The organism is Haloprofundus halobius (assembly GCF_020097835.1).
GTDB lineage: Archaea > Halobacteriota > Halobacteria > Halobacteriales > Haloferacaceae > Haloprofundus > Haloprofundus halobius.
In genome coordinates this window covers 1,938,371-1,964,330 of sequence record NZ_CP083666.1, presented here as the reverse complement: position 1 = coordinate 1,964,330, position 25,960 = coordinate 1,938,371, and the positions used below count along the sequence as shown (strand labels likewise).

Annotated in this window: 31 protein-coding genes and 1 tRNA gene; 17 read left to right on the top strand and 15 right to left on the bottom strand. The window is 67.7% G+C overall.

Going from position 1 to position 25,960, the window contains the following annotated elements:
- Positions 1-11: 11 nt before the first annotated feature.
- The 5 genes from LAQ74_RS10295 to LAQ74_RS10275 all read left to right on the top strand — a co-directional run bounded on the left by LAQ74_RS10295 (position 12) and on the right by LAQ74_RS10275 (position 3,787).
- Entirely contained in the window at positions 12-1,583 is a 1,572-nt protein-coding gene (locus tag LAQ74_RS10295; RefSeq protein ID WP_224332464.1) for an anthranilate synthase component I family protein, read from the top strand.
- Positions 1,580-2,176 carry an anthranilate synthase component II gene (locus LAQ74_RS10290; RefSeq protein WP_224332463.1) on the top strand — a complete coding sequence of 199 codons (597 nt, stop codon included), beginning with the start codon at positions 1,580-1,582 and terminating at the stop codon, positions 2,174-2,176. The genes LAQ74_RS10295 and LAQ74_RS10290 overlap by 4 nt, the downstream gene beginning before the upstream one ends.
- Positions 2,169-3,092, top strand: a complete 924-nt coding sequence (locus tag LAQ74_RS10285) for an aminotransferase class IV (RefSeq protein ID WP_224332462.1) — start codon at positions 2,169-2,171, stop codon at positions 3,090-3,092. Before LAQ74_RS10290 ends, LAQ74_RS10285 begins: the two co-directional genes overlap by 8 nt.
- 62 nt (positions 3,093-3,154) lie before the next feature.
- Positions 3,155-3,574, top strand: a complete 420-nt coding sequence (locus LAQ74_RS10280) for a Rieske (2Fe-2S) protein (protein ID WP_224332461.1) — start codon at positions 3,155-3,157, stop codon at positions 3,572-3,574.
- 57 nt (positions 3,575-3,631) lie between these two features.
- On the top strand, positions 3,632-3,787 hold the full coding sequence (locus LAQ74_RS10275; protein ID WP_224332460.1) for a hypothetical protein: 156 nt from the start codon (positions 3,632-3,634) through the stop codon (positions 3,785-3,787).
- A 188-nt stretch (positions 3,788-3,975) separates the two neighbouring features.
- Here the strand turns inward: LAQ74_RS10275 and LAQ74_RS10270 are convergent.
- The 3 genes from LAQ74_RS10270 to LAQ74_RS10260 all read right to left on the bottom strand — a co-directional run bounded on the left by LAQ74_RS10270 (position 3,976) and on the right by LAQ74_RS10260 (position 5,365).
- Positions 3,976-4,050, bottom strand: a tRNA-Met gene (locus LAQ74_RS10270).
- Between the two features lie 78 nt (positions 4,051-4,128).
- Positions 4,129-4,575, bottom strand: coding sequence for a GtrA family protein (locus LAQ74_RS10265; RefSeq protein WP_425498530.1), 447 nt, complete (start codon positions 4,573-4,575; stop codon positions 4,129-4,131).
- Positions 4,576-4,579: 4 nt separating this feature from the next.
- Positions 4,580-5,365 carry a glycosyltransferase gene (locus LAQ74_RS10260; protein WP_224332458.1) on the bottom strand — a complete coding sequence of 262 codons (786 nt, stop codon included), beginning with the start codon at positions 5,363-5,365 and terminating at the stop codon, positions 4,580-4,582.
- Between the two features lie 201 nt (positions 5,366-5,566).
- Here LAQ74_RS10260 and LAQ74_RS10255 point away from each other — a divergent pair, with 201 nt between their 5' ends.
- Entirely contained in the window at positions 5,567-8,005 is a 2,439-nt protein-coding gene (locus tag LAQ74_RS10255) for a DUF2298 domain-containing protein (RefSeq protein WP_224332457.1), read from the top strand.
- Positions 8,006-8,026: 21 nt separating this feature from the next.
- Here the strand turns inward: LAQ74_RS10255 and LAQ74_RS10250 are convergent, their stop codons facing one another.
- Positions 8,027-8,293, bottom strand: coding sequence for an HAH_0734 family protein (locus LAQ74_RS10250; protein ID WP_224332456.1), 267 nt, complete (start codon positions 8,291-8,293; stop codon positions 8,027-8,029).
- Positions 8,294-8,423: 130 nt separating this feature from the next.
- Here LAQ74_RS10250 and LAQ74_RS10245 point away from each other — a divergent pair, with 130 nt between their 5' ends.
- The 7 genes from LAQ74_RS10245 (at position 8,424) to LAQ74_RS20365 (ending at position 11,649) form a co-directional block, all read left to right on the top strand.
- Positions 8,424-9,128, top strand: coding sequence for a hypothetical protein (locus LAQ74_RS10245; RefSeq protein WP_224332455.1), 705 nt, complete (start codon positions 8,424-8,426; stop codon positions 9,126-9,128).
- 35 nt (positions 9,129-9,163) lie between these two features.
- Positions 9,164-9,448 carry a 50S ribosomal protein L44e gene (locus tag LAQ74_RS10240; RefSeq protein ID WP_117592149.1) on the top strand — a complete coding sequence of 95 codons (285 nt, stop codon included), beginning with the start codon at positions 9,164-9,166 and terminating at the stop codon, positions 9,446-9,448.
- A 4-nt stretch (positions 9,449-9,452) separates the two neighbouring features.
- On the top strand, positions 9,453-9,626 hold the full coding sequence (locus LAQ74_RS10235; RefSeq protein WP_224332454.1) for a 30S ribosomal protein S27e: 174 nt from the start codon (positions 9,453-9,455) through the stop codon (positions 9,624-9,626).
- A 15-nt stretch (positions 9,627-9,641) separates the two neighbouring features.
- Positions 9,642-10,442: a translation initiation factor IF-2 subunit alpha gene (locus tag LAQ74_RS10230; RefSeq protein WP_224332453.1), complete on the top strand. Its 801-nt coding sequence runs from the start codon at positions 9,642-9,644 to the stop codon at positions 10,440-10,442.
- The gene (locus LAQ74_RS10225; RefSeq protein WP_224332452.1) at positions 10,439-10,621 is read left to right on the top strand and encodes an RNA-protein complex protein Nop10; all 183 of its coding nucleotides are present in this window, start codon (positions 10,439-10,441) and stop codon (positions 10,619-10,621) included. Before LAQ74_RS10230 ends, LAQ74_RS10225 begins: the two co-directional genes overlap by 4 nt.
- Before the next feature lie 4 nt (positions 10,622-10,625).
- Positions 10,626-11,381, top strand: a complete 756-nt coding sequence (locus LAQ74_RS10220; RefSeq protein ID WP_224332451.1) for a proteasome assembly chaperone family protein — start codon at positions 10,626-10,628, stop codon at positions 11,379-11,381.
- 136 nt (positions 11,382-11,517) lie between these two features.
- Complete coding sequence (locus LAQ74_RS20365) at positions 11,518-11,649, top strand: hypothetical protein (RefSeq protein WP_255647671.1); 132 nt, start codon at positions 11,518-11,520, stop codon at positions 11,647-11,649.
- 11 nt (positions 11,650-11,660) lie between these two features.
- Here the strand turns inward: LAQ74_RS20365 and LAQ74_RS10215 are convergent, their stop codons facing one another.
- The 8 genes from LAQ74_RS10215 to LAQ74_RS10180 form a co-directional block, all read right to left on the bottom strand.
- Positions 11,661-11,948 (bottom strand): DUF8152 family protein, encoded by a 288-nt coding sequence (locus LAQ74_RS10215; RefSeq protein ID WP_224332450.1) that lies wholly within the window; start codon positions 11,946-11,948, stop codon positions 11,661-11,663.
- 11 nt (positions 11,949-11,959) lie between these two features.
- On the bottom strand, positions 11,960-12,577 hold the full coding sequence (locus LAQ74_RS10210) for a DUF420 domain-containing protein (RefSeq protein ID WP_224332449.1): 618 nt from the start codon (positions 12,575-12,577) through the stop codon (positions 11,960-11,962).
- Between the two features lie 90 nt (positions 12,578-12,667).
- Positions 12,668-13,714 (bottom strand): NAD(P)-dependent glycerol-1-phosphate dehydrogenase, encoded by a 1,047-nt coding sequence (locus LAQ74_RS10205; RefSeq protein WP_224332448.1) that lies wholly within the window; start codon positions 13,712-13,714, stop codon positions 12,668-12,670.
- A gap of 80 nt (positions 13,715-13,794) precedes the next feature.
- The gene (locus LAQ74_RS10200) at positions 13,795-14,400 is read right to left on the bottom strand and encodes a LysE family translocator (RefSeq protein WP_425498529.1); all 606 of its coding nucleotides are present in this window, start codon (positions 14,398-14,400) and stop codon (positions 13,795-13,797) included.
- Between the two features lie 140 nt (positions 14,401-14,540).
- Positions 14,541-15,260, bottom strand: a complete 720-nt coding sequence (locus LAQ74_RS10195) for a TMEM165/GDT1 family protein (protein ID WP_224332446.1) — start codon at positions 15,258-15,260, stop codon at positions 14,541-14,543.
- Positions 15,257-15,949 carry a metal-dependent transcriptional regulator gene (locus LAQ74_RS10190; protein WP_224332445.1) on the bottom strand — a complete coding sequence of 231 codons (693 nt, stop codon included), beginning with the start codon at positions 15,947-15,949 and terminating at the stop codon, positions 15,257-15,259. Before LAQ74_RS10190 ends, LAQ74_RS10195 begins: the two co-directional genes overlap by 4 nt.
- Before the next feature lie 52 nt (positions 15,950-16,001).
- Positions 16,002-17,318, bottom strand: coding sequence for an FAD-dependent monooxygenase (locus LAQ74_RS10185; RefSeq protein WP_224332444.1), 1,317 nt, complete (start codon positions 17,316-17,318; stop codon positions 16,002-16,004).
- Positions 17,319-17,437: 119 nt separating this feature from the next.
- Positions 17,438-18,631, bottom strand: coding sequence for a threonine synthase (locus LAQ74_RS10180; protein WP_224332443.1), 1,194 nt, complete (start codon positions 18,629-18,631; stop codon positions 17,438-17,440).
- A gap of 120 nt (positions 18,632-18,751) precedes the next feature.
- Between LAQ74_RS10180 and LAQ74_RS10175 the strand changes: the two genes are divergently transcribed.
- Positions 18,752-20,038, top strand: a complete 1,287-nt coding sequence (locus tag LAQ74_RS10175) for an NAD(P)/FAD-dependent oxidoreductase (protein WP_224332442.1) — start codon at positions 18,752-18,754, stop codon at positions 20,036-20,038.
- Between the two features lie 30 nt (positions 20,039-20,068).
- Here the strand turns inward: LAQ74_RS10175 and LAQ74_RS10170 are convergent, their stop codons facing one another.
- Positions 20,069-21,106, bottom strand: coding sequence for an NAD(P)-dependent alcohol dehydrogenase (locus LAQ74_RS10170; RefSeq protein WP_224332441.1), 1,038 nt, complete (start codon positions 21,104-21,106; stop codon positions 20,069-20,071).
- A 140-nt stretch (positions 21,107-21,246) separates the two neighbouring features.
- Between LAQ74_RS10170 and LAQ74_RS10165 the strand changes: the two genes are divergently transcribed.
- Positions 21,247-22,302 (top strand): amidohydrolase family protein, encoded by a 1,056-nt coding sequence (locus LAQ74_RS10165; protein ID WP_224332440.1) that lies wholly within the window; start codon positions 21,247-21,249, stop codon positions 22,300-22,302.
- On the top strand, positions 22,302-23,144 hold the full coding sequence (locus LAQ74_RS10160) for an iron-sulfur cluster assembly protein (RefSeq protein ID WP_224332439.1): 843 nt from the start codon (positions 22,302-22,304) through the stop codon (positions 23,142-23,144). The genes LAQ74_RS10165 and LAQ74_RS10160 overlap by 1 nt, the downstream gene beginning before the upstream one ends.
- Before the next feature lie 51 nt (positions 23,145-23,195).
- Here LAQ74_RS10160 and LAQ74_RS10155 read toward each other — a convergent pair whose 3' ends face one another.
- Positions 23,196-24,254 (bottom strand): glycolaldehyde reductase, encoded by a 1,059-nt coding sequence (locus LAQ74_RS10155; RefSeq protein WP_224332438.1) that lies wholly within the window; start codon positions 24,252-24,254, stop codon positions 23,196-23,198.
- Between the two features lie 95 nt (positions 24,255-24,349).
- Positions 24,350-25,063 carry a metallophosphoesterase gene (locus tag LAQ74_RS10150; RefSeq protein WP_224332437.1) on the bottom strand — a complete coding sequence of 238 codons (714 nt, stop codon included), beginning with the start codon at positions 25,061-25,063 and terminating at the stop codon, positions 24,350-24,352.
- 100 nt (positions 25,064-25,163) lie between these two features.
- Between LAQ74_RS10150 and LAQ74_RS10145 the strand changes: the two genes are divergently transcribed.
- Complete coding sequence (locus LAQ74_RS10145; RefSeq protein ID WP_224332436.1) at positions 25,164-25,952, top strand: DUF7839 domain-containing protein; 789 nt, start codon at positions 25,164-25,166, stop codon at positions 25,950-25,952.
- Positions 25,953-25,960: the final 8 nt, after the last annotated feature.

The following is a 25,960-nucleotide window of genomic DNA, read 5'->3' as shown; positions in this document are numbered from 1 at the left end:
CCTCGACACCGATGACCGAACCCGTTGTGACGACGTCTCGACGCGCCTTCCGAGCGACGGCGGCGGCCGCGCCGCCGGGCGCTCGCGTCCCGGTCGAAGTTCGAGCCTCGGTCCCGGACCCGTTCGAGGCGTACCGACGCGCGCGGGACGGCCCAGGCGGCTTCTTTCTAGAGACGACCGGTGGCCAGTCGGGGTGGGGGTACTTCGGCGTCGAACCCGGCGAACGGTTGCAGGTGAGCGCCGACGCCGTCGTCCGCGACGGCCCCGAACGCACAGGGGTGAACGACGACGCCGGACCGGCCGCCGGGTCGCCGTCGCTGTCGGCGCTCTCGGCGCTGCTCGATTCGGAGACGCTCGTCCGCGGCGACTGCGAGACTCCGTACCCCTGCGGCGCGTTCGGGTGGCTCTCCTACGACCTCGCGCGCGAACTCGAAACGCTGCCCGACTCCGCCGTCGACGACCGACACCTTCCCCACCTTCAGGTCGGGGTTTACGACCGCGTAGCCGCGTGGCGCGAACCCCGGGACGAGGAAACGACGCTCCGAATCACGGCGTGCCCTCGAATCGACCCCGGGGCCGACCCCGACGCGCAGTACGATGCGGCCATCGAGCGAGCGACAGCACTAGCCGACCGCGCGACGACCGGTGACCCGAGCGTCGAACCGCTCGCCGCCGACGTCGAGCGCGGGGAGTTCGAGAGCGACTGCGCGCGCGAAGCGTTCGCCGAGCGCGTACGGACCATCAAGCGGTACATCCGCGACGGCGACACGTTTCAGGCGAACGTCTCCCAACGCCTCGTCGCCCCCGCCGCGGTCCACCCGGTGACGGCCTACGCGGCGCTCCGGCGGGTGAACCCCGCGCCGTACTCCGGGTTGTTGGAGTTCTCCGGCGCGCGCGGACCGAACGGCGTCGACCTCGTGAGCGCGAGTCCCGAACTGCTCGTCTCCCGCGTCGGCGACCGACTCGTCACCGAACCCATCGCGGGAACCCGGCGACGCGGGGGAACCGACGAAGAGGACGCCGAGCTGGAGGCCGACCTCCGAAGCGACGAGAAGGAGCGCGCCGAACACGCGATGCTGGTCGACCTCGAACGCAACGATCTCGGGAAGGTGTGCGAGTACGGCAGCGTCGACGTGACCGAGTACCGCCGGGTCGACCGCTACGCCGCGGTGATGCACCTCGTCTCGGTCGTCGAGGGGCGGATGCGCGAGGACGCGACGCTCGCCGACGCTGTCGCCGCGGTGTTCCCCGGCGGCACCATCACCGGCGCGCCGAAGCCGCGGACGATGGAACTCATCGAGGAGGTGGAGGCGACCCGGCGCGGGCCGTACACCGGCAGCATCGCCGCCTTCGGTTTCGACGACCGCGCGACGCTGAACATCGTCATTCGGACGCTGGTCCGCTACCGCGACGAGTACCACCTCCGGGTCGGTGCGGGCATCGTCCACGACTCTGACCCCGAACGCGAGTACGAGGAGACGCTGGCGAAGGGGCAGGCGCTCGTCGAGGCGATGGACGAGGCGCTCGACGACGCGACGCTCGGCGTCGCGGACGGAGACGCCGTACCGAGAGGTGAGAAGTGAGCGCCGACAGCCGACCTACCGTGCTCGTCGTCGATAACTACGACTCGTTCGTCTACAACCTCGTCCAGTACGTCGGCGAGCTCGCGGACGTCGTCGTCCGCCGAAACGACGCCGTCACCGTCGAGGGGATTCGAGAACTCGACCCCGACGCAATCGTCGTCTCGCCGGGCCCCGGCACGCCCGAGGACGCCGGCGTCTCGACGGCGGTGTTCCGTGACCTCGACTACCCGACGCTCGGCGTCTGTCTCGGCCATCAGGCGCTCTGCGCGGCCGCGGGCGCACCCGTCGGTCACGCGCCGGACGTGGTCCACGGCAAACCCTCGACCATCGTTCACGACGGGGAGGGCGTCTTCGTGGGGCTCCCCGAACGGCTCTCCGTCGGGCGGTACCACTCGCTGGCGGTCGAACGCGACGACCTGCCGGACGAACTGGTCGAGACGGCGTGGACCGACGACGAGCGGCGGGTCGTGATGGCCGTCCGCCACCGGACGCGCCCGCACGTCGGCGTCCAGTTCCACCCCGAGAGCATCCTCACCGAGAGCGGCAAACAGATGGTCGCGAACTTCCTCCGGGAGTACGTGGACGATGAGTGAGAACGAAACGAGCGAAACGCCCGACGGTGATGGAGATTCCCGACAGGAACTCGTCTACCACGTCGACGGCGAACTCGTCCCCGCCTCGGTGGCGACGGTGAACGTCCGCGACAGGGGGTTCATGTACGGCGACGCCGCCTTCGAGACGCTCCGCGTCTACGGCGGCCGCATCTTCGAGTGGGCGGCGCACGCCGACCGCCTCGCCGGGACCTGCGAGGTGCTCCGACTGGACCACGGCCGATCCGACGAGGATCTCCGGGCGCGCATCGAGGCGACGCTCGACGCGAACGACCTCGACGACGCCTCGGTGAAACTCTCGATAACTCGGGGGGTCCAACCCGGGAAACTGACGCCGCCGCCCGACGTCGACCCCACCGTCGTCGTCACGCTCTCGCCGCTGGGCCGTGGCGGCGTCGACGGCGACAAACCGTGGAACGGTCCGGCGACGCTGCAGACGGTGAAGACGCGCCGCCCGTCGGACCGGGCGCTCCCGTCGAAGGCGAAGACACACAACTATCTCAACGGGATTCTGGCGCTCCTCGAACTTCGCGTCACGGGCGCGGACGAGGCGCTCATCCTCGACGACGAGGGGTACGTCGCCGAGGGCGCGACGAGCAACGTGTTCTTCGTCGACGGCGGGCGCCTCTGCACGCCGACTCTCGACGGTCCGGTGCTCGCGGGCGTCACGCGGGACGTCGTCCTCGAACTCGCCGAGTCGGAGGGGATTCCGGTTCGAGAGGGATCCTTCACGCCCGACGACGTGCGGCAGGCCGACGAGGTGTTCGTCACGAGTTCGACGCGCGAGATTCGGCCCGTCGGTACCGTCGACGGCATCGACGTAGAGACGGGACCGGTGACGAAACTGCTCTCGCGGCTGTACGAGCGGCGGGTCGAGAAGTTGTACGAGTCGGCGTAGCAGTTCGCGATGCGTCGCACCCAGACGGAAAGTGGTTCAAGCGCGGCGTGACGAGATGTGGTATGGACGACGATCGGCGAATCGCCGCGCTGTCGGAGGTACCGACGGACGGCACGCTGCTGTTCACGTTCCGCGACGGGTTCGACCTCGGCGAGGCGATTCTGACGAAACTCGACGACGGCAGCGTCGTCGCCTTCCGAAACTACTGCCAACACTGGACCGACGTCCGCCTCGACAAGGGGTCGGGCGCGCTCGTCCGAAACGGGGACATCGTCTGTCAGAAACACGGCGCGACGTTCGGTCAGGAGACCGGCTACTGCGACTTCGGTCCCTGCGAGGGCGCGACGCTCGACACGGTCGACGTGGAAGTCGACGGCGACGCGGTGTACCTCGCCGACGACTCGCTCGACTTCGAACACCTCGGACCCTCGGGGGAGCACGACCTCTCGTCGGGCAGTCGAATCGACTTCACGGGGACGTAACGTCCGGACGCCGTATTAATCGGACCGTTTATCTCGGGTGAAAACGACGTTCGGGCGATGGTAGTGGACCTCCTCCTCCCCGCCCTGATCGGTTTCACCTTCGTCATGACCGCGTCGTACGCCGGGACGTTGCGTGCGCTGGAAGTGTACTTCGATCCGACGCAGGACAGTATCTTCCTCTCGGACGACGGTGACCCGCCGGAGCGATACTGACATCTCCGTCTGTTTTTCGTCACGTGTTCGATTCGATAGGAGAATAGCGGGAGGTAGATTTGAACTACGCGGACTCGCTTACTGCGTTCGCTCGTCCTCTCGTTCAAACTACAACTGAGCCATTCACGACGAATCGAGTACCGCTCGGAGATAAACCTCCTCGCTCGGTGTTCGATTCGTCAGGAGAATAGCGGGAGGTAGATTTGAACTACCGATCTCCGGGTTATGAGCCCGGCGGAATCTCCTGGCTATCCCATCCCGCTACTCCTGATAACAGGATGCCCCCGGTTAAGGGTTATGATTCCGACGCCGTATGTCAGTTTCAGTCGCACCCACCGACCTCACGAACTCGCCACGCGCCACGTGAGCAGGCTCTCGGCCACGTAGTTGACGAGCATCGACGCGAGGATGGCGATCGGCAGCGGAATCACTTGCCAGAAGTCGAAGCCGGCGACGACGACGGTCACGTCCTGCTGTCGAAGCACGCGGACGATGACGAACTGGAGCGCGAGTCCGCCGCTTCGGACGAGATTCGACTTCAGCAGTCGTCGGGCCGCCGGAAGCACGCCCGACGCGCCCTCGTCGGCGAACGTCCAGCGGTCGTTGACCAGAAACATGACGACGATGGCGACCTCCGCGCCGACGAGTTTCGCGACTTCGGCGAGGACGCCGAACCAGACGGTGAGCACCGTACTGACGGTCAGGTCGAAGACGGCACCGAGCGCGCCGACGGAGACGAACTGGCCGAATCGCTTGCCCGAGAGGAGTTCGCTCGCGGCGTTTCCCATCCGGTCACTCATCGACGGGGTCCGGTGCGAGGCGCTCGACGAGCGACGGTGTCGGCGGCCGGCGGGCGTCGAGTAGTGCGTGGAGGCGGTCTTCCCGGATGAGTTTCGCGCGGTGGCGCGCCGACAGCAGACTTCGCGCCAGGTCGAAACTCGTGCGGACCGGCGAGACGGTCGACCCCGGTCGGTCCTCCCACTCGACGGGCACCTCGGCGAGCGTGTGGTTCGACGCGGCGGCGACGGCGACGAGTTCGACGTCCCACGCGAACCCCGGTTCGTAGAGGTGGCCGCGGACGTCGGCCCACGTCTCGGCGGTCATCGCCTTCGCACCGCACTGGTAGTCGTACAGTTCGGTGTCGAGCAGTCGCTTGGCCAGCCAGGCGAAGCCGTCGCCGAGGCGACGGCGCGCGAACGTCTGGTGGGCGGTCACCGTCGCCTCCGGATGCCGACGCGACCCGACCGCGAGGTCCGCCTCGTCGGCGAGGACGGGGGCGAGCACGTCCGCCAGCGACCCGACCGGCGTGCTGCCGTCCGCATCGACGAACGCCAACACGTCCGTCGAGAGCGCCTCGAACCCGGCGGTTATCGCCGCACCTTTCCCGCGCCGAACCGGCGAGACGTTCACTGTCGCCGGGGTCGACGACACCGACTCGACCAGTTCGGGCGTCGGCGCGTCGAGTTCGACGCGGACGGTCTCGGGTTCCAGTCGCTCCGTCAGGGCGTCGACGTACGCCGCGAGTCGGTCGACGTCCGGCCGGTAGGCGGGGACGACGACACCGACGGAGTGTGACATGGCTCGCGATTTCTTTCAAGGAATAAAAAGTGTTTGACTCGGAACCGACCGCTTCGGGTCGCCGAGACGACCGTCGGTTGGTCGGTATGTCTGCCGATTGGTCGGTCGGTCGACCGACCGCGACCGATCCTCTCCTCGACCGAGAGCGTCCGCCGCGTCAACCAGAAACGGTTTACCCCCGCGCTCGCGTGCCATCGGTAGATGGAGTATCTGTACGTCGTCGGCTGGGTCGTCCTCTACGCCGTACTCGGAGTTCTCGGCCTCCCGCTGGCAGCGCGCCTCTTCCGACACGTCCCCGGCCGCGGACCGGGTTTCGCGCTCCCGCTGTCGCTTCTCGTGCTGACGCTCGTCGCCCATTGGGTCGGGCAGGTCTCGTTCGGCCCGGCGACGCTCGTCGTCGCCGTTTCCGTCCTGCTGCTGCTGTCGGCGCTTTCGGCGTTCGACCGGAGGGCACTCCGCGACCGTCGCTTCGTCCTCGCGTCGGACCTCGACGTCGACGGACGCGCCGTCGCCGACACGGCAGTCGTCTTCCTCGCGGCGTTCGCGCTCCTGATAGCGATTCGCGCCGTCGACCCCGCGGTCCACGCCGTCGGCGGCGAAAAGTTCCTCGACTTCGGCCTCCTGAAGGCGCTGTTCCGCGCCGACGCGCTCCCACCGGAGGACTTCTGGTTCGCCGGCGAAGCCGTCCAGTACTACTACGGCGGCCACCTCATGACGGTGCTGCTCGCGATGCTCACCGACACGCCCGCGCGGTTCGCGTACAACCTCTCGTTGGCGGGGTTCTACGCCATGCTCGTCGCGGCCGCGTTCGACCTCGCGGGGTCCATCGCGGCGAGTCGCGGCGGCGCGCGTCGACCTGCCGGCGCGCTCGCGGCCTTCTTCGTCGGCGTCGCCAGCAACCTCGTCACCGGTACGCGAGTCGTGCTGTCCGTGCTCCCCGAATCGCTGCAGCGACCGCTCGCCGAACTGGTCGCGTCCACGACGACGGAGTACTCGGTGGACGACCTGCTGGCGGGGACCGACTCGTTCAGCTACTGGACCGCGAGCCGCGTCATCGAGGGGACGATAAACGAGTTTCCCTTCTTCTCGTGGCTCAACGGCGACTTGCACGGCCACATGATGGGGATGCCGTTTCTGCTGCTCGGCGCGGCGGTCGCGTTCGCGTACTTCCGGACACCGCAGGACGAGAAACGGCTCCGGCGGACGCTGCTGTTCGTCGCGCTCCCGGCGCTCGGCGGCCTCCAACTCGTCCTCGACACGTGGAGCTTCCCGTCGCTGTTCGGCGTCGCGGCGCTCGCGCTCGTGTTCGCGCCCGCACATCCGGTGACGCTCCTCCCCGAGAGCCTCGCCTCGCGTCTGCGACCGAACGAGGACGCGTCGCTGCTATCCGCACAACTGGGTCGTCTCGTCGTCGCCGTCGGCGTCGTCGCCGTCGCCGGCGTGCTCGGGGCCGCCCTCGGCGCACCGTTCCTACTTGCGGGCGCGTCCGGCCGCGAGATCGCGTTCCTCGGGCCGGCGAACCGAAGCACGTTCGGCCCGTTACTTCTGGTCCACGGCGCGTTCGTCGCCGGGTTCGCCGCGTATCTCCTCTCGCGACTGAACGAGGGTGACACCTGGCTTCTCGGCGCGTCGGTGCTCGTGGCCGTCGTCGTCGCGCTCGGGCAGGGGATGGCCGTCATCGCGGTGGTACTACCGATTCTCCTCTTCGCGTGGGTCGCGCTCGCGTTCGACCGCGACGTGGGGTTCGAGACGGTGCTCGTCGTCGCCGGGGCCGGACTCGTGCTGCTCGTCGAGTTCGTCTACGTGAGCGAACAGGCGGGACCGCTCCGGATGAACACGGTGTTCAAGACGTACATGCAGGTGTGGGTGCTGTGGGCGACCGCGCTCGGCGCGTCGCTGACGTTGTTGCTCGCGCGGCCGCTTCCGTCCGCTCGCCGGCGTCGCTCCTCGGCGACCGACGGCGGTACCCGGACCGAACCCGGTGCGGACAGCAGCGCCGACGCGGACGCCAACCGCTCGTCGCTCGTGGACGCCTCGGCGGCGGCGACGGCGCGGACGCTCGCGCTCGGCCTCACGCTCTGTCTGGTGGTCTCGACGAGTTTCTACGCGCCGCTGGCGCTCGGCAACCACTTCGAGGAGGCGGGCGAACCGACGCTGGACGCGACGCGGTTCGCCGAGACCGACCACCCCGAAGAGGCGAAAGCCATCGCGTGGCTCGACGAGAAGCCGGGCCGGCCGACGCTGCTGTCGGCACCGGGGACGTACTACTATCCGAACGCCGAGGAGGGCGAGTACCCCTACCCGCCGGGTCGGTACGGCTGGGACTCGAATCCCGCGTCGACGCTAACCGGCATCCCGACTGTCGCCGGCTGGGGTCACGAAATCGGCTACCGCGGCTACGACACTTACATCGAGCGCGTCGAACAGGTCGACGCCGCGTTCACCGACGACGCGGCGCTCGTCGACGTGGTCCGCGAGCACGACGTGCAGTACATCTGGGTCGGTCCGGCCGAACGCGACCGGTACGGCGACACCTCGGTCGGCGACGTGTCGGGCGTCTCCGTGGCGTACCGGACCGAGACGGTGACTATCTACGAGGTCGACCACGACGAACTGCCGGCCGGAAGCGGCGGGTCGTAGTCGGCCGAAAACGAGGAGCGCTCAGACCGAGAGTTTGCCGCGCGCCTTCACGACGTCGAGCGCCTCGGCGTCGATGGAGTCGACGTCGAGCCAGTGGGGGACGTACTCGCGTTTCTCGTACGCTTCGCGCTCCTCCTTCGTGCCGATGGTGCACCACAGCTGCACCTCGTCGGGGCCGTGCCAGTCGCCCTGCCGCTGGATGGAGAAACAGACCTGCTCCTTCCCGTCGTAGTTGATGACGGCGTCCTTGCGGATACCGGGGTCACCGTAGACGATGAGCTGTTGCATACGCCTGCGTTTGGAAGGTTCGGGCTTAACGACTTCGGTAGCCGAGCAGTCGCGGCAGCGAACTGGCGACGCAAGACAGGTGACGAGCGGCCCGGCGAAAGGCCAAGTTCGTCGCTCCCGTACGAGACCTGTGCGACGGGTCTCACAGCGGGAAGCGCTCGACCACTGGCTCGCCTGCGAGGGCGCCGCCCCCGACGACCGGGCGGAGTCCCGTCGACCGCGCGACTCGGACGCGGTCGACCGTCTGCTCCGAGCGAACCCCGGCGCAGCCGCCTTCCTCTGGCGGGACGCGCCGATACGTTGGTACCACACCGTCCTCTCACCGGAACAGCTCCCGCGCCTCCGCGTCATCGAGGGACCGGAGGAGACGCTGTGGAACGCGCTCTCGCCCGACGGCACCGTCGGCGGGGCGGCGGCCCGTGTCGCCGCCGAGCGGGCGTCGATACTCCGCGCGGAGACCGGCGTCGACGCGGTCCGAATCCGAGAGCTCGCGGTCCGAATCCAGGCGGCGATGACCGGCGAGGCGACTCTCGTTGAGGCGACGGAAGAAGACGAGTGGACGGCCGCGGCCCGAACCGAGAGCACGCTCGACGGCCTTCCGGATCTCGTCTGCGTCCGGCGACGACCGTGGCACCGACCGTTTATCGCCGACGGCAACCACCGCGCGGTCGCCGCTGCCGCCGTCGCTGGGGAACGGGGGGAGACTCCGCGGGTCGGCGCGTATCTCGGTGTCGGTCGAAACCGACCGGTCGAGGACGTTCGACGCGCCGCGACGGCGGTCGGCTGGTCGATTCGCCGCCGACTGTTCGGCGACTCGGAACCAAACGCGTTTTAACGGGCGACGGCAAAGAGTCGGCAAGGTAGATAGCTATGCAGATGCCACGCCGTTTCAACACGTACTGTCCGCACTGCAACGGCCACCACGAAGTGGAGGTCGAGAAGGTACGCAGCGGACGCAGCACCGGGATGAAGAAGGTCCAGCACCGACAGCGCCGCCGCCAGACGTCGCACATCGGGAACGCCGGGAAGTTCTCGAAGGTGCCCGGCGGCGACAAGCCCACGAAGAAGACGAACCTCAAGTACCGCTGTTCGAGCTGCGGGAAAGCGCACATGCGCGAGGGCTGGCGCGCCGGACGACTGGAGTTCCAGGAGTAAGACGATGGCCGGAAGTTTCTACCGCGTCGTCTGCCCCGATTGCGAGAACGAACAGGTCGTCTTCGACCGCGCGGCGACGCCCGTCAACTGCGTCGTCTGCGGTAGCACGCTCGCGCACCCCTCCGGTGGGAAAGCGGCCTTCGAAGGCGAAGTGACCGAAACCGTCGAGGCGCGGTAACGCCTCACCCTCTCTATGAAATTTCGCGGCTGGCCAGACAACGGCGAACTCGTCGTCGGAAAGGTAGACGAAATCGCCAACTTCGGCGTGTTCGTCGACCTCGAAGAGTACGAGGACAGACGCGGTCTCGTCCACATCAGCGAGGTCGCCAGCGGGTGGATCAAGAACGTCCGCGACCACGTTCGGGAGGGACAGACGGTCGTCGCGAAGGTCCTCGACGTCAACCAGTCCTCCCAGCAGATCGACCTCTCGCTGAAGGACGTCAACGAGCATCAGCGCAAAGAGAAGATACAGGAGTGGAAGAACGAGCAGAAGGCCGACAAGTGGATGTCGTTGGCCTTCGGCGAGGGCGTCGACGACGAGCAGTACGAGACCGTCGCGAACGTCCTCTACAGCGAGTTCGGGAGCCTCTACGACGGCTTCGAGCAGGCGGCCATCCACGGCGCGGAGGCGCTCGACGACGTCGACCTCTCCGACGGGGAGATCTCGGCGGTCGTCGAGACGGCGCGCGAGAACGTCTCCGTCCCGTACGTCAACGTCACCGGCTACGTCGACCTTCGCTGTCCGACCGGCGACGGCGTCGACGATATCAAGGAGGCGCTACGTGCTGCTGAAGGGAACGGGGACGTCTCCGACGAGATCGAACTGTCGGTCTCCTACGTCGGGTCGCCCGAGTACCGCATCAAGGTGCGCGCGCCCGACTACAAGACCGCCGAGTCCGAGTTGGAGGCGAGCGCAGGTCGCGCCCGCCAGTCCATCGAGGCCGCCGGCGGCACCGCGGTGTACCACCGCGAACGCGACGAAGAAGCCGAATGAAGTCCGACATCCGGGTCTGCTCGGCGTGGCGCGAGCGCCACTCCCGCCCGGTGTACACCCTCTCAGACGAGTGTCCCCGGTGCGGAGCCACAGCCGAGAACAGCGCCCCTGCTCCCTTCAACCCCGAGGACCCCTACGGCGAGTACCGACGCGCTCTTAAGCGGCGCAGTCGGCAATAAGGCCATGGACGACATCGACATCGAGGCGGTCGCCGACCCCGAACTCGACGGCCCGGTTCTCATCGAAGGGTTGCCGGGCGTCGGCCACGTCGGAAAACTCGCCGCCGAACACCTCCGCGACGAGTTCGACGGCGAACTGGTGCGCCGCGTCTACTCTTCCGAGTTCCCGCCGCAGGTGAGCGTCGACGACGAGGGCGTCGCCGACCTGACGTGCGCGGAACTGCACGCTGTCTCCGCCGACGGGACGGACCTCCTGCTTCTGACGGGCGACCACCAGGCGCAGAGCAACGCGGGTCACTACCGACTCACCGACGCGTTCCTCGACATCGCCGAGGAGTTCGGCGTCTCGCGGGCGTTCGCGCTCGGCGGCGTCCCCACCGGCGAACTCGTCGAAGAGTACACCGTCCTCGGCGCGGTCGGTGAAGCCGACGGGAAGGAAGCACTCGAAGACGCGGGCGTCGAGTTCCGTCCCGACGAACCGGCGGGCGGTATCGTCGGCGTCTCGGGGCTCATCCTGGGCCTCGGAAAGCGCCGCGGCCTCGACGCCGCCTGTCTGATGGGCGAGACGAGCGGCTACCTCGTCGACCCCAAGAGCGCACGCGCGGTCATCGAGGTGCTCCAGCACGTCCTCGACTTCGAGGTCGACTTCGGCTCGCTCGAAGAGCGCGCCGAGGAGATGGAGGAAGTCGTCGGCAAGATTCAGGAGATGCAACAACAACAGAGCCTCCCGACCGACGACGACCTGCGGTACATCGGCTGAGGGCGAAACTGGACGCGTCGGCGGCGAGCGTGTCGAAACGTGTCGGAACGGCGGTCGTCCGCCCCACGTCCGTACGAATCCTTCACGATATATCACACATAGTCGGTACTATAGGGCTGGCCGTCGACCATATGGTATGGCGACACATTATCAACAGACGGCATACTGCCCTCGCTGCGACGAGACGTGTCGCGTCGTCGAGAACAAGCCGTGGCTCCCGGACGCCTGTTACGACTGCGGCTGTTCGGTCACCGCCGCGCGACTCTGACAGGTTTCGGTTCAGGAGTCGGCGATTCGTTTTTCGATGCGTTCGACGAGGTTCCGAGCGTCGGCCACGCGCGCGTCAGCCTCGGCGTTCTCCGTGGCTTCCACGTTCCCGAGCAGTCGCCGAACGTGGGCGACGCGTCGAGCGACTACGTCGTCGTCGATATCATCCGAAGCGAGGTCGGCGGCGACGGCTTCCGCCTCGCCCAGCCACAGGTTCGCGCGCGGCGCAATCGGGAGTTCGGCCGTCGCTTCGAGTTCGGCGTGCAGCTCCGAGAGCAGTCCGTCGAGGTCGTCCGGCATCGTCTATCTGGTCACCACAGCGGAGCGCCGACGAAGGCGGCGACGAACTCCCAGTCGTAGATGTGGTTCAACAGCAGATACGTCACGACGCCGAGCGAGAGCGAGAGAATCCACGACCCCGCGGCGATGCGACCGATGCGCTTGTGCGGCGTCTCCGTCCGGAGTTCGCCCGGGGTGTGGGTCAACCCCAACACCAGCGCGTATAGCACGACCGGCACGGAGACGATCGAGAGCACGATGTGAACCGCCAGCATCGCGAGGTACGCGTAGTACACGAGTTCCGGGCCGACGAACTCCTTGGTCCCGCCGCCGCCGATTTTCGTCAGATAGAGGACGAGAAACAGGAGGATGAGCGCGAAGGAGGTGACCATCGCCGTCGCGTGTCTCTTCACCTCGTCGTTGCGAATCCAGTACCACCCGGCGACGAGGACGGCCGTGTTGACGGTGTTGACGAGCGCGATGGCGTCGGCGAGGCGGTTGACCTGTTGGAGGGTGAGTTCCGGGAACACCCGCGCCGGGACGAGGCCGAGAAACGTCCCGATGACGACGGCGTAGCCGACGACGCTGAGAACCGCAGTAATGGCCGCGGGGTGTTCCTTTGCGACCCCGCTGGCGCTGGCTGTTGCCATGCCGGACGGTTAGCGCGGCCCGACTATTTGCGTTCGGGTTCGCTCGTCAAGCCCTCGCAGCGAAGCGCCCGGCCGGGGAACCCGCGAGAATCAGATGACGCCGGTGACCGACGCGACTTCCTCGGCCGCTCGCTCGTCGACACCGTTGCCGAGAATCGTGTACCGGTCGCGAATCTCGTGGGCCGTCGTCAGCGCCTCCAGCACCTCGTCGGCGGTGAGTCCGAGGTCCGCCGCCGTCGTCGGCGCGTCGATGCGCTCCAGCGCGTCGCGGATGTCGCGCCACTCGCCTTTCGGCCCGTTGTGGAGGTAGGCGGTCATGATGGAGCCGACGCCGACCTGGTGGCCGTGCAGCGCCTTTCCGGGCGCGATGCGGTCGAGTTGGTGCGAGAAGAGATGCTCCGCACCCGACGCGGGCCGCGAGGAGTCGGCGATGGACATCGCGACGCCCGAGGAGACGAGCGCCTTCACCACGATCCAGCAGGACTCCTCTAGCCCGGGTTTGATGGAGTCGGCGCTTTCGACGAGCATCTCGGCGGTCATCTGCGAGAGCGCGCCCGCGTACTCGGAGTACTCGACGTTCTTCAGCCGATTGGCGAGCTGCCAGTCCTGTACCGCGGTGTAGTTCGAGATAATGTCCGCACAGCCGGCGGTCGTCAGTTCCCACGGCGCTTCCGCCAGTAACTCGGTGTCGGCGACGACGGCCAGCGGCGGATCCGCGGCGACGCTGTGGCGGGTGTCGCCCTCGGGGACCGACCCCCGGCCGGAGACGATGCCGTCGTGACTCGCCGCCGTCGGCACCGAAACGAACCCTCGCCCCAGGTGGTCGCTCGCCATCTTGGCGATGTCGACGGGTTTGCCGCCGCCGAGACCGACGAGAAAGCCCGCCTCCGTCTCGCGGGCGGCGTCGATGACGCGTTCGACGGCTGCGAAGTTCGCCTCCGAGACGGTGACCGTCGCCGGGTCGTCGAACTGCGCGCAGACCCGGTCGCCGACGAGTCGCTTCGGCGTCGGACTCGTGACGACGAGCGGACTGCCCGAGAACGGCAGTTCCGCCACCGCGTCGGCCAGCTCGTCGACGACGCCGTGGCCGACGAGGACGTTGCGCGGGAGTTTTATCCACGTCGTTTTGTCGAACATACGCGAAAATCACCCTCCGCGTAGAAACCGTTTGTGCCATACGGCGGACGTTTGCCGCAAAACGGGCACGTCTCCACCACTCACAGCAACTGCGTCGCCGCATCGTACAGAAACGCGACGCCGAACCCGCCGAGGACGACGGCGCTAACTCCGGCGACGGCGGGTGCGAGCGCCTCGACGCGGCGCTCGGCGGTGACGAGCGCGGCCGGAAAGCCCGACACCCACAACAGGATGCCGCCGAAGAACCCCGCGACGAGCGCCGGACTCCCCGTCTCGACGACGAGTCGCCCGGCGAGTTCGCCGCCCACGTACGGCGTCTGCGAGAGCACGTCGACGGTGCCGGCTTCGAGCAAGCCGACGCCGATGGTGAGCCAGAACAGTATCTGGTAGGGGTTCGTCAGCGCGAGCACGAACGCCTTGCTGAAGCCCGCGCTGTCGTCGGCCACCGTTTCACCGCGGAACGACCCTGAAGCCGAGCGAACTGCGCCGTACGCGAAGTAGAGCATGAGGAGACCGCCGACGCCGACCATCGCCGCCCGGACCGTCGGGAACCGCTCGACGAAGCCGACGACGCCGAGCAGCGCGAGCACGAAGAAGACTGCATCGGCGGTGAACGCGCCGAGCCCGGCCCGGAACCCCGAGGTCCAGCCGTGGACGACGCTCTCCTCGGCGATGACGGCGTTCATCGGTCCCGGCGGTGCGGCCAGCGCCAGTCCGAAGACGACGCCCGCGAGCGCGGTAGCCAGCGCGTCCAACACGTCGACAACTGAGCGACAGGCCCCGAAAAACGTCGCGGTCCTGTCTCGTCGTCTCGCCCGGAATTCAGTTACGCGAGCCCCAACACCGCGTCGGCGACGGCGGCGACGAGCGTCTCCCACACCGAGAAGCCCGTGACGACCGAGAGGAGGACGTCGAGGCCGAACAAGAGGAACAGCGCCGCCCCGGCGAAGTGTGCCTTCCGCATGTCCACCGCGTGTGCGAACCGGTGGAAGAAGTACGCGTTCGCGAGGCTGACGGGGACGATTGCGAGCATCTCGCCGAACCAGATGGCGCTACTCGCGCCGTACTGGGCGGCGAGGCCGATGGTGACGAGTTGGGTCTTGTCGCCGAACTCCCCGGCGACCATCATCGCGAAGATGGGGAGGAAGCCGCCGAACCGGCCGCTCAGGTCGTAGCCGAACAGTTTCGTGTCGAGGTTCGGCGCGAGCGAGCCGACGCCGCGGTTCGTCCCCCCGTCGCTGCGCGCTGCCTGCGTCGCGTCGTTCGCCGCTGTCTCGGGTGCCGACCGGAACAATAGAACGGCGAAGGCGAGAAACATGACGGCGGTGAACACGTCGAGGGCGACGCCCGGCAGCACCACCTGCAGCGCGTTCCCGAACAGAATCTCCAGCGCCGTCCATCCGGCGAACGCCGCACCCGCGGCTCCGACGACCACCGCCGGTCGGTAGCGCGTCGAGAGGCCGGCGATGATGAACTGTGCTTTCTCACCGGGGAGGACGGCCAGTTGCGTGACGAAGGCGATGACGAGTAGCTCCGACCAGTTCACGCACCGCCCACCCCTGCGGGGGCGGATTCCGGCTCACCGACCGATTCGACGCGAATCGAGCGCGCGACCGACTCGGGGAGGCTCTGTTCGTGGTCGTCGACGAGCACGGTCACCATGCCGAACGGCGCGACGTCGACGATTTCGACCTCGGTGCCGGGGGTGAGCCCGGCCTCGGCGAGATACTCCAGTTCCTCCTCGTCGCGGTCGGAGACGCGCGCGACGACGACGCGGTCACCCTCGCCGTACTCGCTCAGACGCGTCGTCTCGTCCTCGACTGGGTCGAGGTCGACGTTCGGAATCGGGTCGCCGTGGGGGTCGAACTCCGGGTTACCGAGCGCCTCGGCGACACGTCGCTCGAACGCCTCGCTGATGTGGTGTTCGAGCGCGTCGGCCTCGTCGTGGACCTCGCTCCACGAGTAGTCGAGATGCTCGGTCAGATACGCCTCCAGCAGCCGGTGGTGTCGGAGCACCTCCAGCGCCACCGTCTGGCCCTCGTCGGTCAACTCGACGCCCTTGTACTTCTCGCGGTCGACTAGCCCGCGCTCTTCGAGTTTGCCGAGCATGCTCGTCACCGTCGGCGCGGTCTTGTCGAGATACTCCGCGATGGCGGAGGTCGAAACCGGTGGGCCGTGTTCGGCCTGGAGGGCGTAGATGGCCTTCAGGTAGTCCTCCATCACGTCGCTCAACATACGCAGAATTAGACGCGGCGAACTATTATATCTGGCGTGGCGAACCGATTGGTTAGCCCGGCGTCGTCGACTCGTCGGAGGCGAAGAGCGTCGTGTCGACCCGCGGCGGGTCGGGGCCGAACGCGAGCAACCGCCGTTGTCGGCGGCCGAGTCGGGTCGTTCCGACGACCGAGAGTGCGCCGAACAGCATGCGCAGTACCGGACCCCGGACCGGTTCGGGAACCCGGGAGCCGTACAGTAACACCCCCGTGACGAGGCGCTCCGTCCGGCGCTGCAGCCGGACCATCCGTTCGACCGCCGGGTACCGGCGGTCCTCGAACCGGCGGAGTCGTTCGACGGTGAGCGGACCGTCGTCCCGCGTCGCCTCAGAGAGCGCTGTGACGACGGTTTCGTGGGCGACGACGGCGTCCTGCACGGCGAGGCTGTTTCCCTGTCCGCCGAACGGCGATGCGACGTGCGCGGCGTCGCCGAGAAGCAGTAGCCCGTCGTCGACCCAGCGGTCGCAGAGCCCCGGTTCGACGCGCAGCAGCGAGCAGGCCTCGAACCCCGTCAACTGCGTCTCCACCGTCCCGTCGAGGTCCGGGTCGACCGAGACGAGGTCGCGACGGAACGCCTCGATGCCCCGCGCCCTGAGGTCGCCGTAGCTTCCCTTCGGAATCGGCCACCCGCACTGCGCGACAGAGTCGCTGAGCGGCGCGTACACCAGCACACCGGCGTCGCCGATACGCAGTTGCGTCGTCACGTCGATTTTCGCGTCTTCGAGTTTGAACCAGACGATCTCCAACTCGGAGTCGAACAGCCCCGCGTCGATTCCGGCCGCCTTCCGGACCGTCGAGTAGCGGCCGTCCGCGCCGACGACGAGGCGACTCTCGACTTCGAGGTCGACGCCGACCTCCCGGTCGCGGGCGTCGACGCCGACGACGCGGCCGCCCGACGTTCGGAGGTCGGTCACCGCCGTCGATGGCCGAAACGAGAACGTCTCGAACTCGCCGGCCTTCTCGACGAGCAGTTCGAGAAGCGGCGGCTGGTCCATGAGGAGGAGACACTCCGTCCGTGACGAGACGTCCGTGAAATCGAGCAGTTCGTAGCGTCGACCGTACACCGAGGCGTGTGCGTGCTGTACTCGCTCGTGCGGCAAGTCGAGCACGTCGTCGAGGATTCCGAGTTGGTCGAACGCCCGCGCGACGTACGGTTGGAAGCCGAAGCCGCGGAACTCCCGATCGAGCGACGCGTTTCGTTCCAAGAGGAGGGTGTCGACGCCGCTCCGGGCGAGCAGGTAGCTCAAGACGCACCCGGCGGGACCGGCCCCGACGACGACCACCTCGGGGGTGAGTCGCTGCGTTCGTTCGCTCGTTGCGTTCGCGGTCATGATGTCGGTCACCTGCGGTCGACTTCGACGGACTGAGACGGAGAGAGATACGAGGGTCGGCGGGATAAGCGCGTGGGAGGCTGTCGGTGCTCCGGTCGGTGGTCGTACCGTGGCCCGACTTAGATTCCCTGCCCCATCAAGTGACTGCGGAGCACGTCGGGCGTCTTCAGTCCCGACTCGGTGTTGACGAGGACGACGGTATCATCGTCGTCGAACCGCTCCTCCTCGGCGAGACTCCACGCGCCCGCAGGGGCCGCCCCGCCCGCTACCCCTACCTCGATCGCCTCGTGCTGCGCCGCCGCCACAGCGGATGCGAGAACGTCGTCGTCGGAGACGGCGAGCGCGTCGCCGTCGCTCTTGCGAAGCGCGGCGAGTGCGAGTTCGCCACCTTCGGGGTCCGGCACTTCGAGTTCGCCGACGATGGTGTCGGGGATCGCCCACGGTTCGATGGTGTCGTCGCCGCGTTCGACGGCGGCGACTATCGGTGCGCAGCTCTCGGGTTGGACGGCGTACAGCGGCGGGACGTCGTCGGCGAGTCCGACCTCGAACAGTTCACGGAACCCCTTTTCCAGGCCGACGACGAGTTCGCCCGTCGACGCCGGGACGACCACGGCGTCCGGAGTCCGTCCGTCGAGGTCCGCGACCACCTCGAAGGCGAGCGTTTTCGCGCCCTCGTGGCGGTACGGCGTCGTGAACTCCTGCAGCGAGTAGTAGTCGGTCGCGAGTTGGTCGTCGACGGCGTCTTGGGCTTGCGGGTAGCGCCCACCGACGACGCGCATCTCCCCGCCGTGGACGTTTATCATCGCCTTGTTCGAGAACGCCGACCGCGAGGGGACGAACGAGTACGACCGCAGGTCGGCGCGTCCGGCGTACGCCGCCGCCGACTGTCCGGCGTTGCCCGGCGTCGCGAGCGCCAGCGGCTCGATATCGTCGCTCTCGGCGTGCTGGCTGGCGGCGGTCAGCGCGAGGCTCATCCCCCGGTCGAGAAACGTCCCGGTCGGGTTGCGTCCCTCGTCCTTGACGGCGACGCGGCCGACGCCGAGTTCCTCGGCGAGTCGCGGTGCGTCGACGAGCGGCGTCTCCCCCTCGGCGGCGCTGACGGCGTCAGTCGCCGCGAACGGAAGGAGTGCCTCGAACGCCCACATTCCCGATGCCTCCCCCGCAAACGGCTCCCAGTCGGCGGCAACGGCGTCGTAGTCGTACTGCGCGTCGAGCGAACCGCCGCAGTCGGGGCACCGGCCGGGAAGGTCCGCGTCGTAGACCGTCCCACAGTCGACACACGCCAATCCCGAGAACGTCTCGCTGGTCTGCATACCGGCCGTTGCGAGGGAAGTGACTAATCGCTTCCCGTTGGCGGAGGTCCGGGGACCAACCCGCGGCCGCCGACCCACGTGTCAGGTGATGCTTTGTATCGCGCGTCCCAACGAACACGTATGCCAGACGATACAGCCGTCTCCGTGGTCGGCGCGGGTCTCGCGGGCCTCGTCGCCGCCCGCCACCTCGCCGACTCGGGGTTCGACGTCACGGTGTACGAAGAGCGCGAGGAAGTCGGCGGCCGCGTCCGGACCGAACACGAGGACGGGTACACGTTCGACCGCGGGTTTCAGGTGCTCTTCACCGCCTACCCCGCGGTTCAGCGTGAACTCGACCTCGACGCGTTGAACCTGCGGCCGTTCTCGCCCGGCGCGGTCATCGCACGTCCCGGCAAGCGCTCTGTGCTGTCGGACCCGCTTCGGGACCCCGGTTCCCTGTCGGAGTCGCTGCGCACCGACGAGGTGACGTTCTGGGACAAGGCGCGAACGCTCGCGCTCCGGCAGCACGTCGCCAGTCGGCGCGAGTCGGAGTTCTTCACCGGTGAGGAACCGTCGATTCGCGCGTACCTCGAAAACTGGGGGTTCTCCGACGACTACGTCGAGAACTTCGTCGCGCCGTTCTACGGCGGTATCACGCTCGACCGTTCGCTCGGCACCGCCAAATCCGTCTTCGAGTACACGTTCCGGGCGCTCTCGCGGGGGAAAATCGGCGTCCCCGCAGCGGGGATGCAGGCCATCCCAGAGCAGTTGGCGGCGAACGCGCGCGAGGCGGGCGCAGAGATTCGACTCGGCGAACGGGCCGAGGCTGTCGAGGGGGCCGACGAGGACGAGAGCGCGACGCTCACCGTCGACGGCGAGGAAATCGACTCCGAGGCCGTCGTCGTCGCGACCGACCCGAAGACGGCGCGAGAGCTCACCGGCGTTGAGTCGATACCCACGGAGGGAACCGGCTGCGTCACCCAGTACTACGCGATTCGCGGCGGCGCGTCGCTCGGTACCGACAGAAAACTGCTACTCAACGCGGGCGACGCGACGCCGAACACCGTCGTCCCGCTCTCGGAGATCGCCCCCGAGTACGCGCCGAAGAACACCGTCTTCCTCAACGCGACGTTCCTCGGGGAAAATGCACAAAATGCCGACGAGGAGACGCTGTTCGAGCGGACGCGCGAGGAACTGACCGCGTGGTACCCGGACCGGACGTTCGACGGCCTCCGACTGCTGAAGACGACGCGCGTCCCGTTCGCGCAGTTCGTCCAACCGCCGGGAATTCACGAGACGTTGCCGGAGGCCGACGCTCCCGAGGGATGGGTGTACCTCGCGGGCGAGTATACCGAGTGGTCGTCGATTCAGGGCGCGATGGAGAGCGGGCGGAAGGCGGCGCGGGCGGTCGTCGAGGACCTGCAGTAGCGCCTCGAAGTAGAACGTGGCGACGGGCGCTTACGGCGTGATGACGGCTCTACCTTCGATTTCGCCGTGCTCGAGCTTTTCGGCGACGGTGTTCACGTCGTCGAGGTCGTAACGGGACGTGTGGAGCTCCACGTCGCCGCGGTCCACGAGCGAGACGAGTTCCTGGAGTTCGGTGTACTTGCCGACGATGTTGCCGATGAAGCTGAACTCGCCGTTGACCAACGCCTGCGACGGTTCGTGGATGTGGCCGCCGTAGCCGATGATGTGGTGGTCGCCGCCCGCTGAGACGATGTCCGGCGCGAGTCCGGTCGTCTGGTCGGCCCCGACGAAGTCGAGCACCTGCCGCGCGCCCGCGCCGTCGGTCATGTCGTCGATCGCGTCGGCGACGTCGACGTTCGTCGGGTTCACCGTCTCGTGCGCGCCGAGGTCAGTCGCGAGGTCCAACGCCTCGTCCTTCAGGTCGACGGCGACGATGTTCGCGGCGCTCATCGCGTTCAGACACTGTAGACCGATGTGGCCGAGGCCGCCGACGCCGATGACGACGGCGTGGTCGCCGGGGTTCAGTTCGCGGACGGCCTTCTTCGCGGCGTGGTACGCCGTGATACCGGCGTCGGCGTGCGGAGCGATGTCGGTGGTGTCGGTCCCCTCGGGGAGCGGAATCACCGACCGCTGGGAGGTGAGCAGATACTCGGCGAACCCGCCGTCGGCCGTGAGTCCCGGGAACGTGAGGTTCTCGCAGTACATGTCCTCGCCCATCCGACAGGCGCGACAGACCCCGCAGGTCATCACCGGGTGGCAGATGACCGACTCGCCCTCCGAGACTGTCTCGACGCCGTCGCCGACTTCGACGACGGTGCCGGCGTTCTCGTGGCCGAGCGTCATCGGGAGCTCCTGGTCGACGTAGTCGGTCCACATTCCTTCGATTATATGATTGTCAGTCTGACACCATCCCGCGCCTTCGACTTCGACGACAACCTCACCGTGGCCCGGCTCCGGTCGGTCCACTTCGTCTATCGACAGCGCGTGCTCCATGTCGTCGGTGTACTCGTGTAATCTCGCGGCTTGCATCGTGGTAACTACTGTCACTCGGAGAAGTAAAACTGTTCTCGGACTTACAGAACTGGACGAAACTCACTTCTACGATAGTGTTTTCCTCGCCGATAACATAACGAAAGATAATGTAGTTTGTGTCCGAACAGCCGTCCGTCATGTACCGACAACGCGGTGAGGACGTGTTCGTCATCGACGCGCACGTCCACCACTGGGACGCGAGCGAGGAGAACGTCAAGAACGACGGCGGCGAGCAGTTCATCCGCTGTTTCTACGACTACCACACGGGCTTTACGCCGGAGGACCGGCAGTGGACGCTCGACGAGTACCGGAAGTACAGCGCAGAGCGGATGGTCGAGGACCTGTTCGGCAACGGCGCGGTCGACATGGCCATCTTCCAGCCGACGCACCTCCACGAGTTCTACGAGGAGGGGTTCAACACCGTCGACGACAACGCCGAACTCGTCGAACAGTACCCCGAGCGATTCATCGTCAACGGACGATTTGACCCGCGCGACGGCGAGGCGGGCAAGCGGGAGTTAGAGCGCCAGAAGGAGGAGTACGACGTCGACGGCGTGAAGCTCTACACCGCGGAGTGGAAGGGCGACTCGAAGGGGTGGCGACTCGACGACGAGGAGACGTTCGAGTTCCTCGAGAAGTGCAGCGAACTCGGAATCGAGAACGTCCACCCGCACAAGGGACCGACGATTCGGCCGCTGAACCGCGACGCCTTTGACGTGGCCGACGTCGACGACGCGGCGACTTCCTTTCCCGAACTGAACTTCGTCGTCGAGCACGTCGGTCTCCCGCGTCTCGACGACTTCTGCTGGATCGGTGCGCAGGAACCGAACGTCTACGGCGGTCTCGCCGTCGCCGCGCCGATGGTGCAGAACCGACCCCGAAAGTTCGGCGAGATAATGGGCGAACTGCTGTACTGGCTCGGCGAGGACCGACTGCTGTTCGGTAGCGACTACGCGCTGTGGAACCCCGACTGGCTCGTCGAACTCGTGATGGAGGCCGAACTCACGCCCGAGCAGCGCGACGAGTACGGCGTCGAACTCACGACCGACGTGCTGAAGAAGGTGATGGGCGAGAACGCCGCTCGCCTCTACGACATCGACATCGAGGAGAAGAAGAAACAGTTCGAGTCGGACGCCATCTCCGAGCAGTTCGGGCTCGGCGACGACTACGCCGCCGACGCGGCCGCAGACTGATGTCGGGCGAACGTCTGCCGAGCGAGTCCGCTCCGAGCGCGGTCACGCCGCGCCGCGCCGCGGTCCTGAACGCGCTCGACGGCGTGACCGACCCGGAACTCGACCGCTCCATCGTCGAACTCGACTACATCACCGAAATCGACCTCGGCGACGGCGACAGCGACGCCGCCGATAGTGGCCGCTGCGGGAGATCGGTGACCGTCAACCTCTCGCTGCCGACGGCGTGGTGCTCGCCCGCGTTCGCGTGGCTCATGATGGTCGACGCGCGCGCGGCGGTCGAGTCGCTCCCCGGCGTCGCCCGCGCCCGCGTCGTCCTCGAAGACCACGTCCACGAGACCGAACTCACCGAGGGCGTCAACGAGGGACAACCCTTCGCCGAGGCGTTCGACGACGCCGACGGTGACCTCGACGCGGTCAGACGGGAGCTCGACGGGAAGGCGCGAATCGTCCGCCAGCACCGCGCGCTCGACGCGCTGCTCGACGCCGGTGCGACGCCGGCGCAGCTCGTCACGCTCTCGACCGCGGACGTGACGTTCGACCCCGACGGTCCCGGCAGCCAACGGGCGGTCGTCTCGGTCGCCGACGGCGCGATACGGCTCTGTATCCCGCGCGACTCGCTGGTCGACTACGTCGAGAAGGCCGAGTCGGTCGGCGTTGATTTCGAGTCGGGCCCGGTGTTCCGCACGCCGGAGGGAGAGCCGATTTCGGTCGACGAGTTCGAACTCGTCCGCCGCCGCGGTCGCCTGGCGTCGGTGAACATGCGCGGACAGGGCGGCGTCTGCGCGCAACTGCACGAGTCCCGACAACGTCAGCGTGCGCGCGAGGCGGAGAGCGCGGACTGACGCGCTCGATTTTCTACTCCTCTCTCACTTGTTCACCCAGCGCGTCCGCGGTCAGCAACGCGTCGCGGACCATCGCGGGTCGACCGGGAACGGATCGTTGTGGATGGTCTCGTCCTCGACGCAGGCGGCCTCGGCCACGCGGTCGAGGTCGTCGCGACTCGGGTCCTCGAGGCCGATGTCCGCGAGCGTCACCGGGAGGCCGACCGCCGCCGAGAACTCGACGACATCCTGGACGAACGCGTCCGGTTTCCCTTCCAGGACGAGTTGCGTCAGCGTCCCGACGTTCACCTTCTCGCCGTTCGTCGCGTCGTGGGTCGCCTCTAACTGCGTCAGCCCGTTGTGTACCGAGTGTGCCGCCGCGAGGCCGCCGCTCTCGAACCCCAGCCCGCTCAGGAGCGTGTTCGCCTCCGTGACGGCTTCGACGCTCTCGGTGACTGCGTCGCGCTCGACGGCCTGCACCGCCGAGAGCGCGTGCTCGCGGAGCGTCTCGTAGCAGAGTTCCGCGAGGGCGTGGCCGCTGCGTGTCGGTCGCTCACCGAAGATGGTCGTCCCCGCGGAGCGGGAGGTCGCGTCGGCCTCGAACCACGTCGCGAGCGCGTCGCCCACGCCGGAGACGAAAAAGCGCGGCGGGGCCGCCGCGACGAGTTCCGTGTCCACGAGCACGAGTTCGGGGTGCGACGAGTAGAACCGGTATCGCTCGAACTCGCCGTGTTCGCTGTAGATAACCGAGAGGCTGCTCGTCGGTGCGTCGGTCGACGCGACGGTCGGCATCGAGACGACAGGAACGTTCGCCTCCTCCTTGACGGCTTTCGCGGTGTCGAGCGTCTTCCCGCCGCCCGCGCCGACGACGAAGTCGACTTCCTGCTCCTCGGCTTCCTCGGTGACGCGGTTTATCTCCGTCTCGGAGGCTTCGCCCCCGAACGTGACGGTCGATAGCTCGACACCGGCCTCGTCGAGGCTCGACTGGACCGTCTCCTCGACGATGTCGAGGACGATCTCGTCGGCGAGCAGCAGCGCCGACTCGCCGAACTCCGTAGTGTGCTCGCCGAGCTGTTCGGCGACGCCCGCTCCCTGTACGTAGCTGGCCGGAGATTTGAACACTCGTGCCATGGGCGAGTGCCCAACGCAAGGTCGTAAACAAGTTCGCTCTGTGCGGAGCGACGTTCCCGTTCGGATCGACGTTCTCCTTCGGGGAAGGGTTCGACTCACAGCAATCGCCGGAACGTCCCGAGCGGCGGGAACCACAGCGTTTCCCCGCTCGACTCGTCGAAGACGACCGGTCGAAGCGCGTCGGCGTCGGTGACGAGCGGCGACTGGAAGTCGGAGGTCCGCATCCGGTTTATCTCGACGCCCGGCGCGAGGCGGCTGAACGCGGGCAGCATCAGCACGTCGCCGCCGCGGTAGCTCCCGGGACCGTAGAGGAAGCAGGGTCGGCGCTGGCCCTCGATGGAGATGGTCGGATGGTCGTGGCCGACGACGTAGCAGTCGGCGTCGCCGTCGGGCTCCTCGTGGCCGTGGCAGACGAGCGTCTCGTCGCACTCCCCACCCTGTCTTCCGCCGAGCCGATACTCGTCGTACAGCGGTCCATCCCACACCGACGCGAGCATCGTGTCGTGGTTTCCGACGACGAGAATGGGTCGAACACCCCGCTCGCGGCAGGCGTCGACGAGGTCACCGAGACTCTCGGCCGTCGCCGCCGACGCGCGCGAGAACGAGTGGAGGACGTCGCCCGCGAAGACGACTTTGGCAGGCGAGAACCGGTCGAGCAGCGCGACGAGTCGGTCGCGGAGGTCCGCACGTTCGCCGAGCGGGAACGCCACTTCGGAGGCTTCGTCGCGGCCGACGTGGGGGTCGGCGACGACGAGCGCCTCGCTCGCCGGGAAGAAGACGGCGCGGTCGCCGACGACGAACTCGGGCACGCGAGACGAGAGGGCCGCTGCCGTCAAATCGGTACTGTTCTCCGCTCGGAGACGCCGCCACGACGGTGACTTTTTCACAACGCCGGTCCACCGTCGCGACATGAGCGACGCCCTGCAGGACAAACGCACGGCCACGCGGTTTCGCATCCTCGTCGAGATCGCGGACCGACAACCGGCGGTGAGCCAGGGCGAGATCGCCTCGGCGGTCGGGGTCACGAGCCAGGCCGTCTCCGAGTACATCCGCGACCTCGTTGACGAGGGGTTCGTCGACAAAGAGGGTCGCTCGCGCTACCGCGTCACGAAGGAGGGTGTCGACTGGCTGTTCCGCGAGGCGAAGTCGCTGCGGCGCTACGCCGAGCACGTCACCGATGACGTACTGGAGAGCGTCCAGGAGGACGCCGCCGTTGCCACCGACGACATCGAGGCGGGTGACGCCGTCTCGCTGTCGATTCGCGAGGGACTGCTCCACGCCACGCCCGGCGACGAGGGTCCGGCGACGGGCGTCGCGACCACCGACGCCGACGCCGGCACCGACGTGGGCGTCACCGGATTCGAGGGCGTCATCGAGATGGACACCGGACGCGTCACCGTGGTTCAGGTCCCGGCGGTTCGGACCGGCGGCAGTCGCGCCGTCGATGGCGACGCGCTCGCGGACCTCTGCGGCGACGCCGACGTCGTCGTCGCGTCGGGCGTCGAAGCGACTGTCGCGCTCCGCTCGGCGGGCGTCGACCCCGCGGTCACCGTCGCTGCGGGTGACGTCGCCGCGGCGGCGGCGGCCCGCGGCCAGTCCGTGCTCGTCGTCGCGACGATGGACGCCGTCGGCCGCGTCACCGACGCGCTCCGCGACGAGGACATCTCTCACGAGGTCCGGGAACTCGACGGTCGCTAATCGTTACT

Excerpts from the sequence above, each read along its gene's own strand:
- LAQ74_RS10295 (WP_224332464.1), top strand. The coding sequence starts at position 12 with ATGACCGAACCCGTTGTGACGACGTCTCGACGCGCCTTCCGAGCGACG.
- LAQ74_RS10285 (WP_224332462.1), top strand. The coding sequence starts at position 2,169 with ATGAGTGAGAACGAAACGAGCGAAACGCCCGACGGTGATGGAGATTCC.
- LAQ74_RS10280 (WP_224332461.1), top strand. The coding sequence starts at position 3,155 with ATGGACGACGATCGGCGAATCGCCGCGCTGTCGGAGGTACCGACGGAC.
- LAQ74_RS10275 (WP_224332460.1), top strand. The coding sequence starts at position 3,632 with ATGGTAGTGGACCTCCTCCTCCCCGCCCTGATCGGTTTCACCTTCGTC.
- LAQ74_RS10265 (WP_425498530.1), bottom strand. The coding sequence starts at position 4,575 with ATGGGAAACGCCGCGAGCGAACTCCTCTCGGGCAAGCGATTCGGCCAG.
- LAQ74_RS10260 (WP_224332458.1), bottom strand. The coding sequence starts at position 5,365 with ATGTCACACTCCGTCGGTGTCGTCGTCCCCGCCTACCGGCCGGACGTC.
- LAQ74_RS10255 (WP_224332457.1), top strand. The coding sequence starts at position 5,567 with ATGGAGTATCTGTACGTCGTCGGCTGGGTCGTCCTCTACGCCGTACTC.
- LAQ74_RS10250 (WP_224332456.1), bottom strand. The coding sequence starts at position 8,293 with ATGCAACAGCTCATCGTCTACGGTGACCCCGGTATCCGCAAGGACGCC.
- LAQ74_RS10240 (WP_117592149.1), top strand. The coding sequence starts at position 9,164 with ATGCAGATGCCACGCCGTTTCAACACGTACTGTCCGCACTGCAACGGC.
- LAQ74_RS10235 (WP_224332454.1), top strand. The coding sequence starts at position 9,453 with ATGGCCGGAAGTTTCTACCGCGTCGTCTGCCCCGATTGCGAGAACGAA.
- LAQ74_RS10230 (WP_224332453.1), top strand. The coding sequence starts at position 9,642 with ATGAAATTTCGCGGCTGGCCAGACAACGGCGAACTCGTCGTCGGAAAG.
- LAQ74_RS10225 (WP_224332452.1), top strand. The coding sequence starts at position 10,439 with ATGAAGTCCGACATCCGGGTCTGCTCGGCGTGGCGCGAGCGCCACTCC.
- LAQ74_RS10220 (WP_224332451.1), top strand. The coding sequence starts at position 10,626 with ATGGACGACATCGACATCGAGGCGGTCGCCGACCCCGAACTCGACGGC.
- LAQ74_RS20365 (WP_255647671.1), top strand. The coding sequence starts at position 11,518 with ATGGCGACACATTATCAACAGACGGCATACTGCCCTCGCTGCGACGAG.
- LAQ74_RS10215 (WP_224332450.1), bottom strand. The coding sequence starts at position 11,948 with ATGCCGGACGACCTCGACGGACTGCTCTCGGAGCTGCACGCCGAACTC.
- LAQ74_RS10210 (WP_224332449.1), bottom strand. The coding sequence starts at position 12,577 with ATGGCAACAGCCAGCGCCAGCGGGGTCGCAAAGGAACACCCCGCGGCC.
- LAQ74_RS10205 (WP_224332448.1), bottom strand. The coding sequence starts at position 13,714 with ATGTTCGACAAAACGACGTGGATAAAACTCCCGCGCAACGTCCTCGTC.
- LAQ74_RS10200 (WP_425498529.1), bottom strand. The coding sequence starts at position 14,400 with ATGAACGCCGTCATCGCCGAGGAGAGCGTCGTCCACGGCTGGACCTCG.
- LAQ74_RS10190 (WP_224332445.1), bottom strand. The coding sequence starts at position 15,949 with ATGTTGAGCGACGTGATGGAGGACTACCTGAAGGCCATCTACGCCCTC.
- LAQ74_RS10185 (WP_224332444.1), bottom strand. The coding sequence starts at position 17,318 with ATGACCGCGAACGCAACGAGCGAACGAACGCAGCGACTCACCCCCGAG.
- LAQ74_RS10180 (WP_224332443.1), bottom strand. The coding sequence starts at position 18,631 with ATGCAGACCAGCGAGACGTTCTCGGGATTGGCGTGTGTCGACTGTGGG.
- LAQ74_RS10175 (WP_224332442.1), top strand. The coding sequence starts at position 18,752 with ATGCCAGACGATACAGCCGTCTCCGTGGTCGGCGCGGGTCTCGCGGGC.
- LAQ74_RS10170 (WP_224332441.1), bottom strand. The coding sequence starts at position 21,106 with ATGCAAGCCGCGAGATTACACGAGTACACCGACGACATGGAGCACGCG.
- LAQ74_RS10165 (WP_224332440.1), top strand. The coding sequence starts at position 21,247 with ATGTACCGACAACGCGGTGAGGACGTGTTCGTCATCGACGCGCACGTC.
- LAQ74_RS10160 (WP_224332439.1), top strand. The coding sequence starts at position 22,302 with ATGTCGGGCGAACGTCTGCCGAGCGAGTCCGCTCCGAGCGCGGTCACG.
- LAQ74_RS10155 (WP_224332438.1), bottom strand. The coding sequence starts at position 24,254 with ATGGCACGAGTGTTCAAATCTCCGGCCAGCTACGTACAGGGAGCGGGC.
- LAQ74_RS10145 (WP_224332436.1), top strand. The coding sequence starts at position 25,164 with ATGAGCGACGCCCTGCAGGACAAACGCACGGCCACGCGGTTTCGCATC.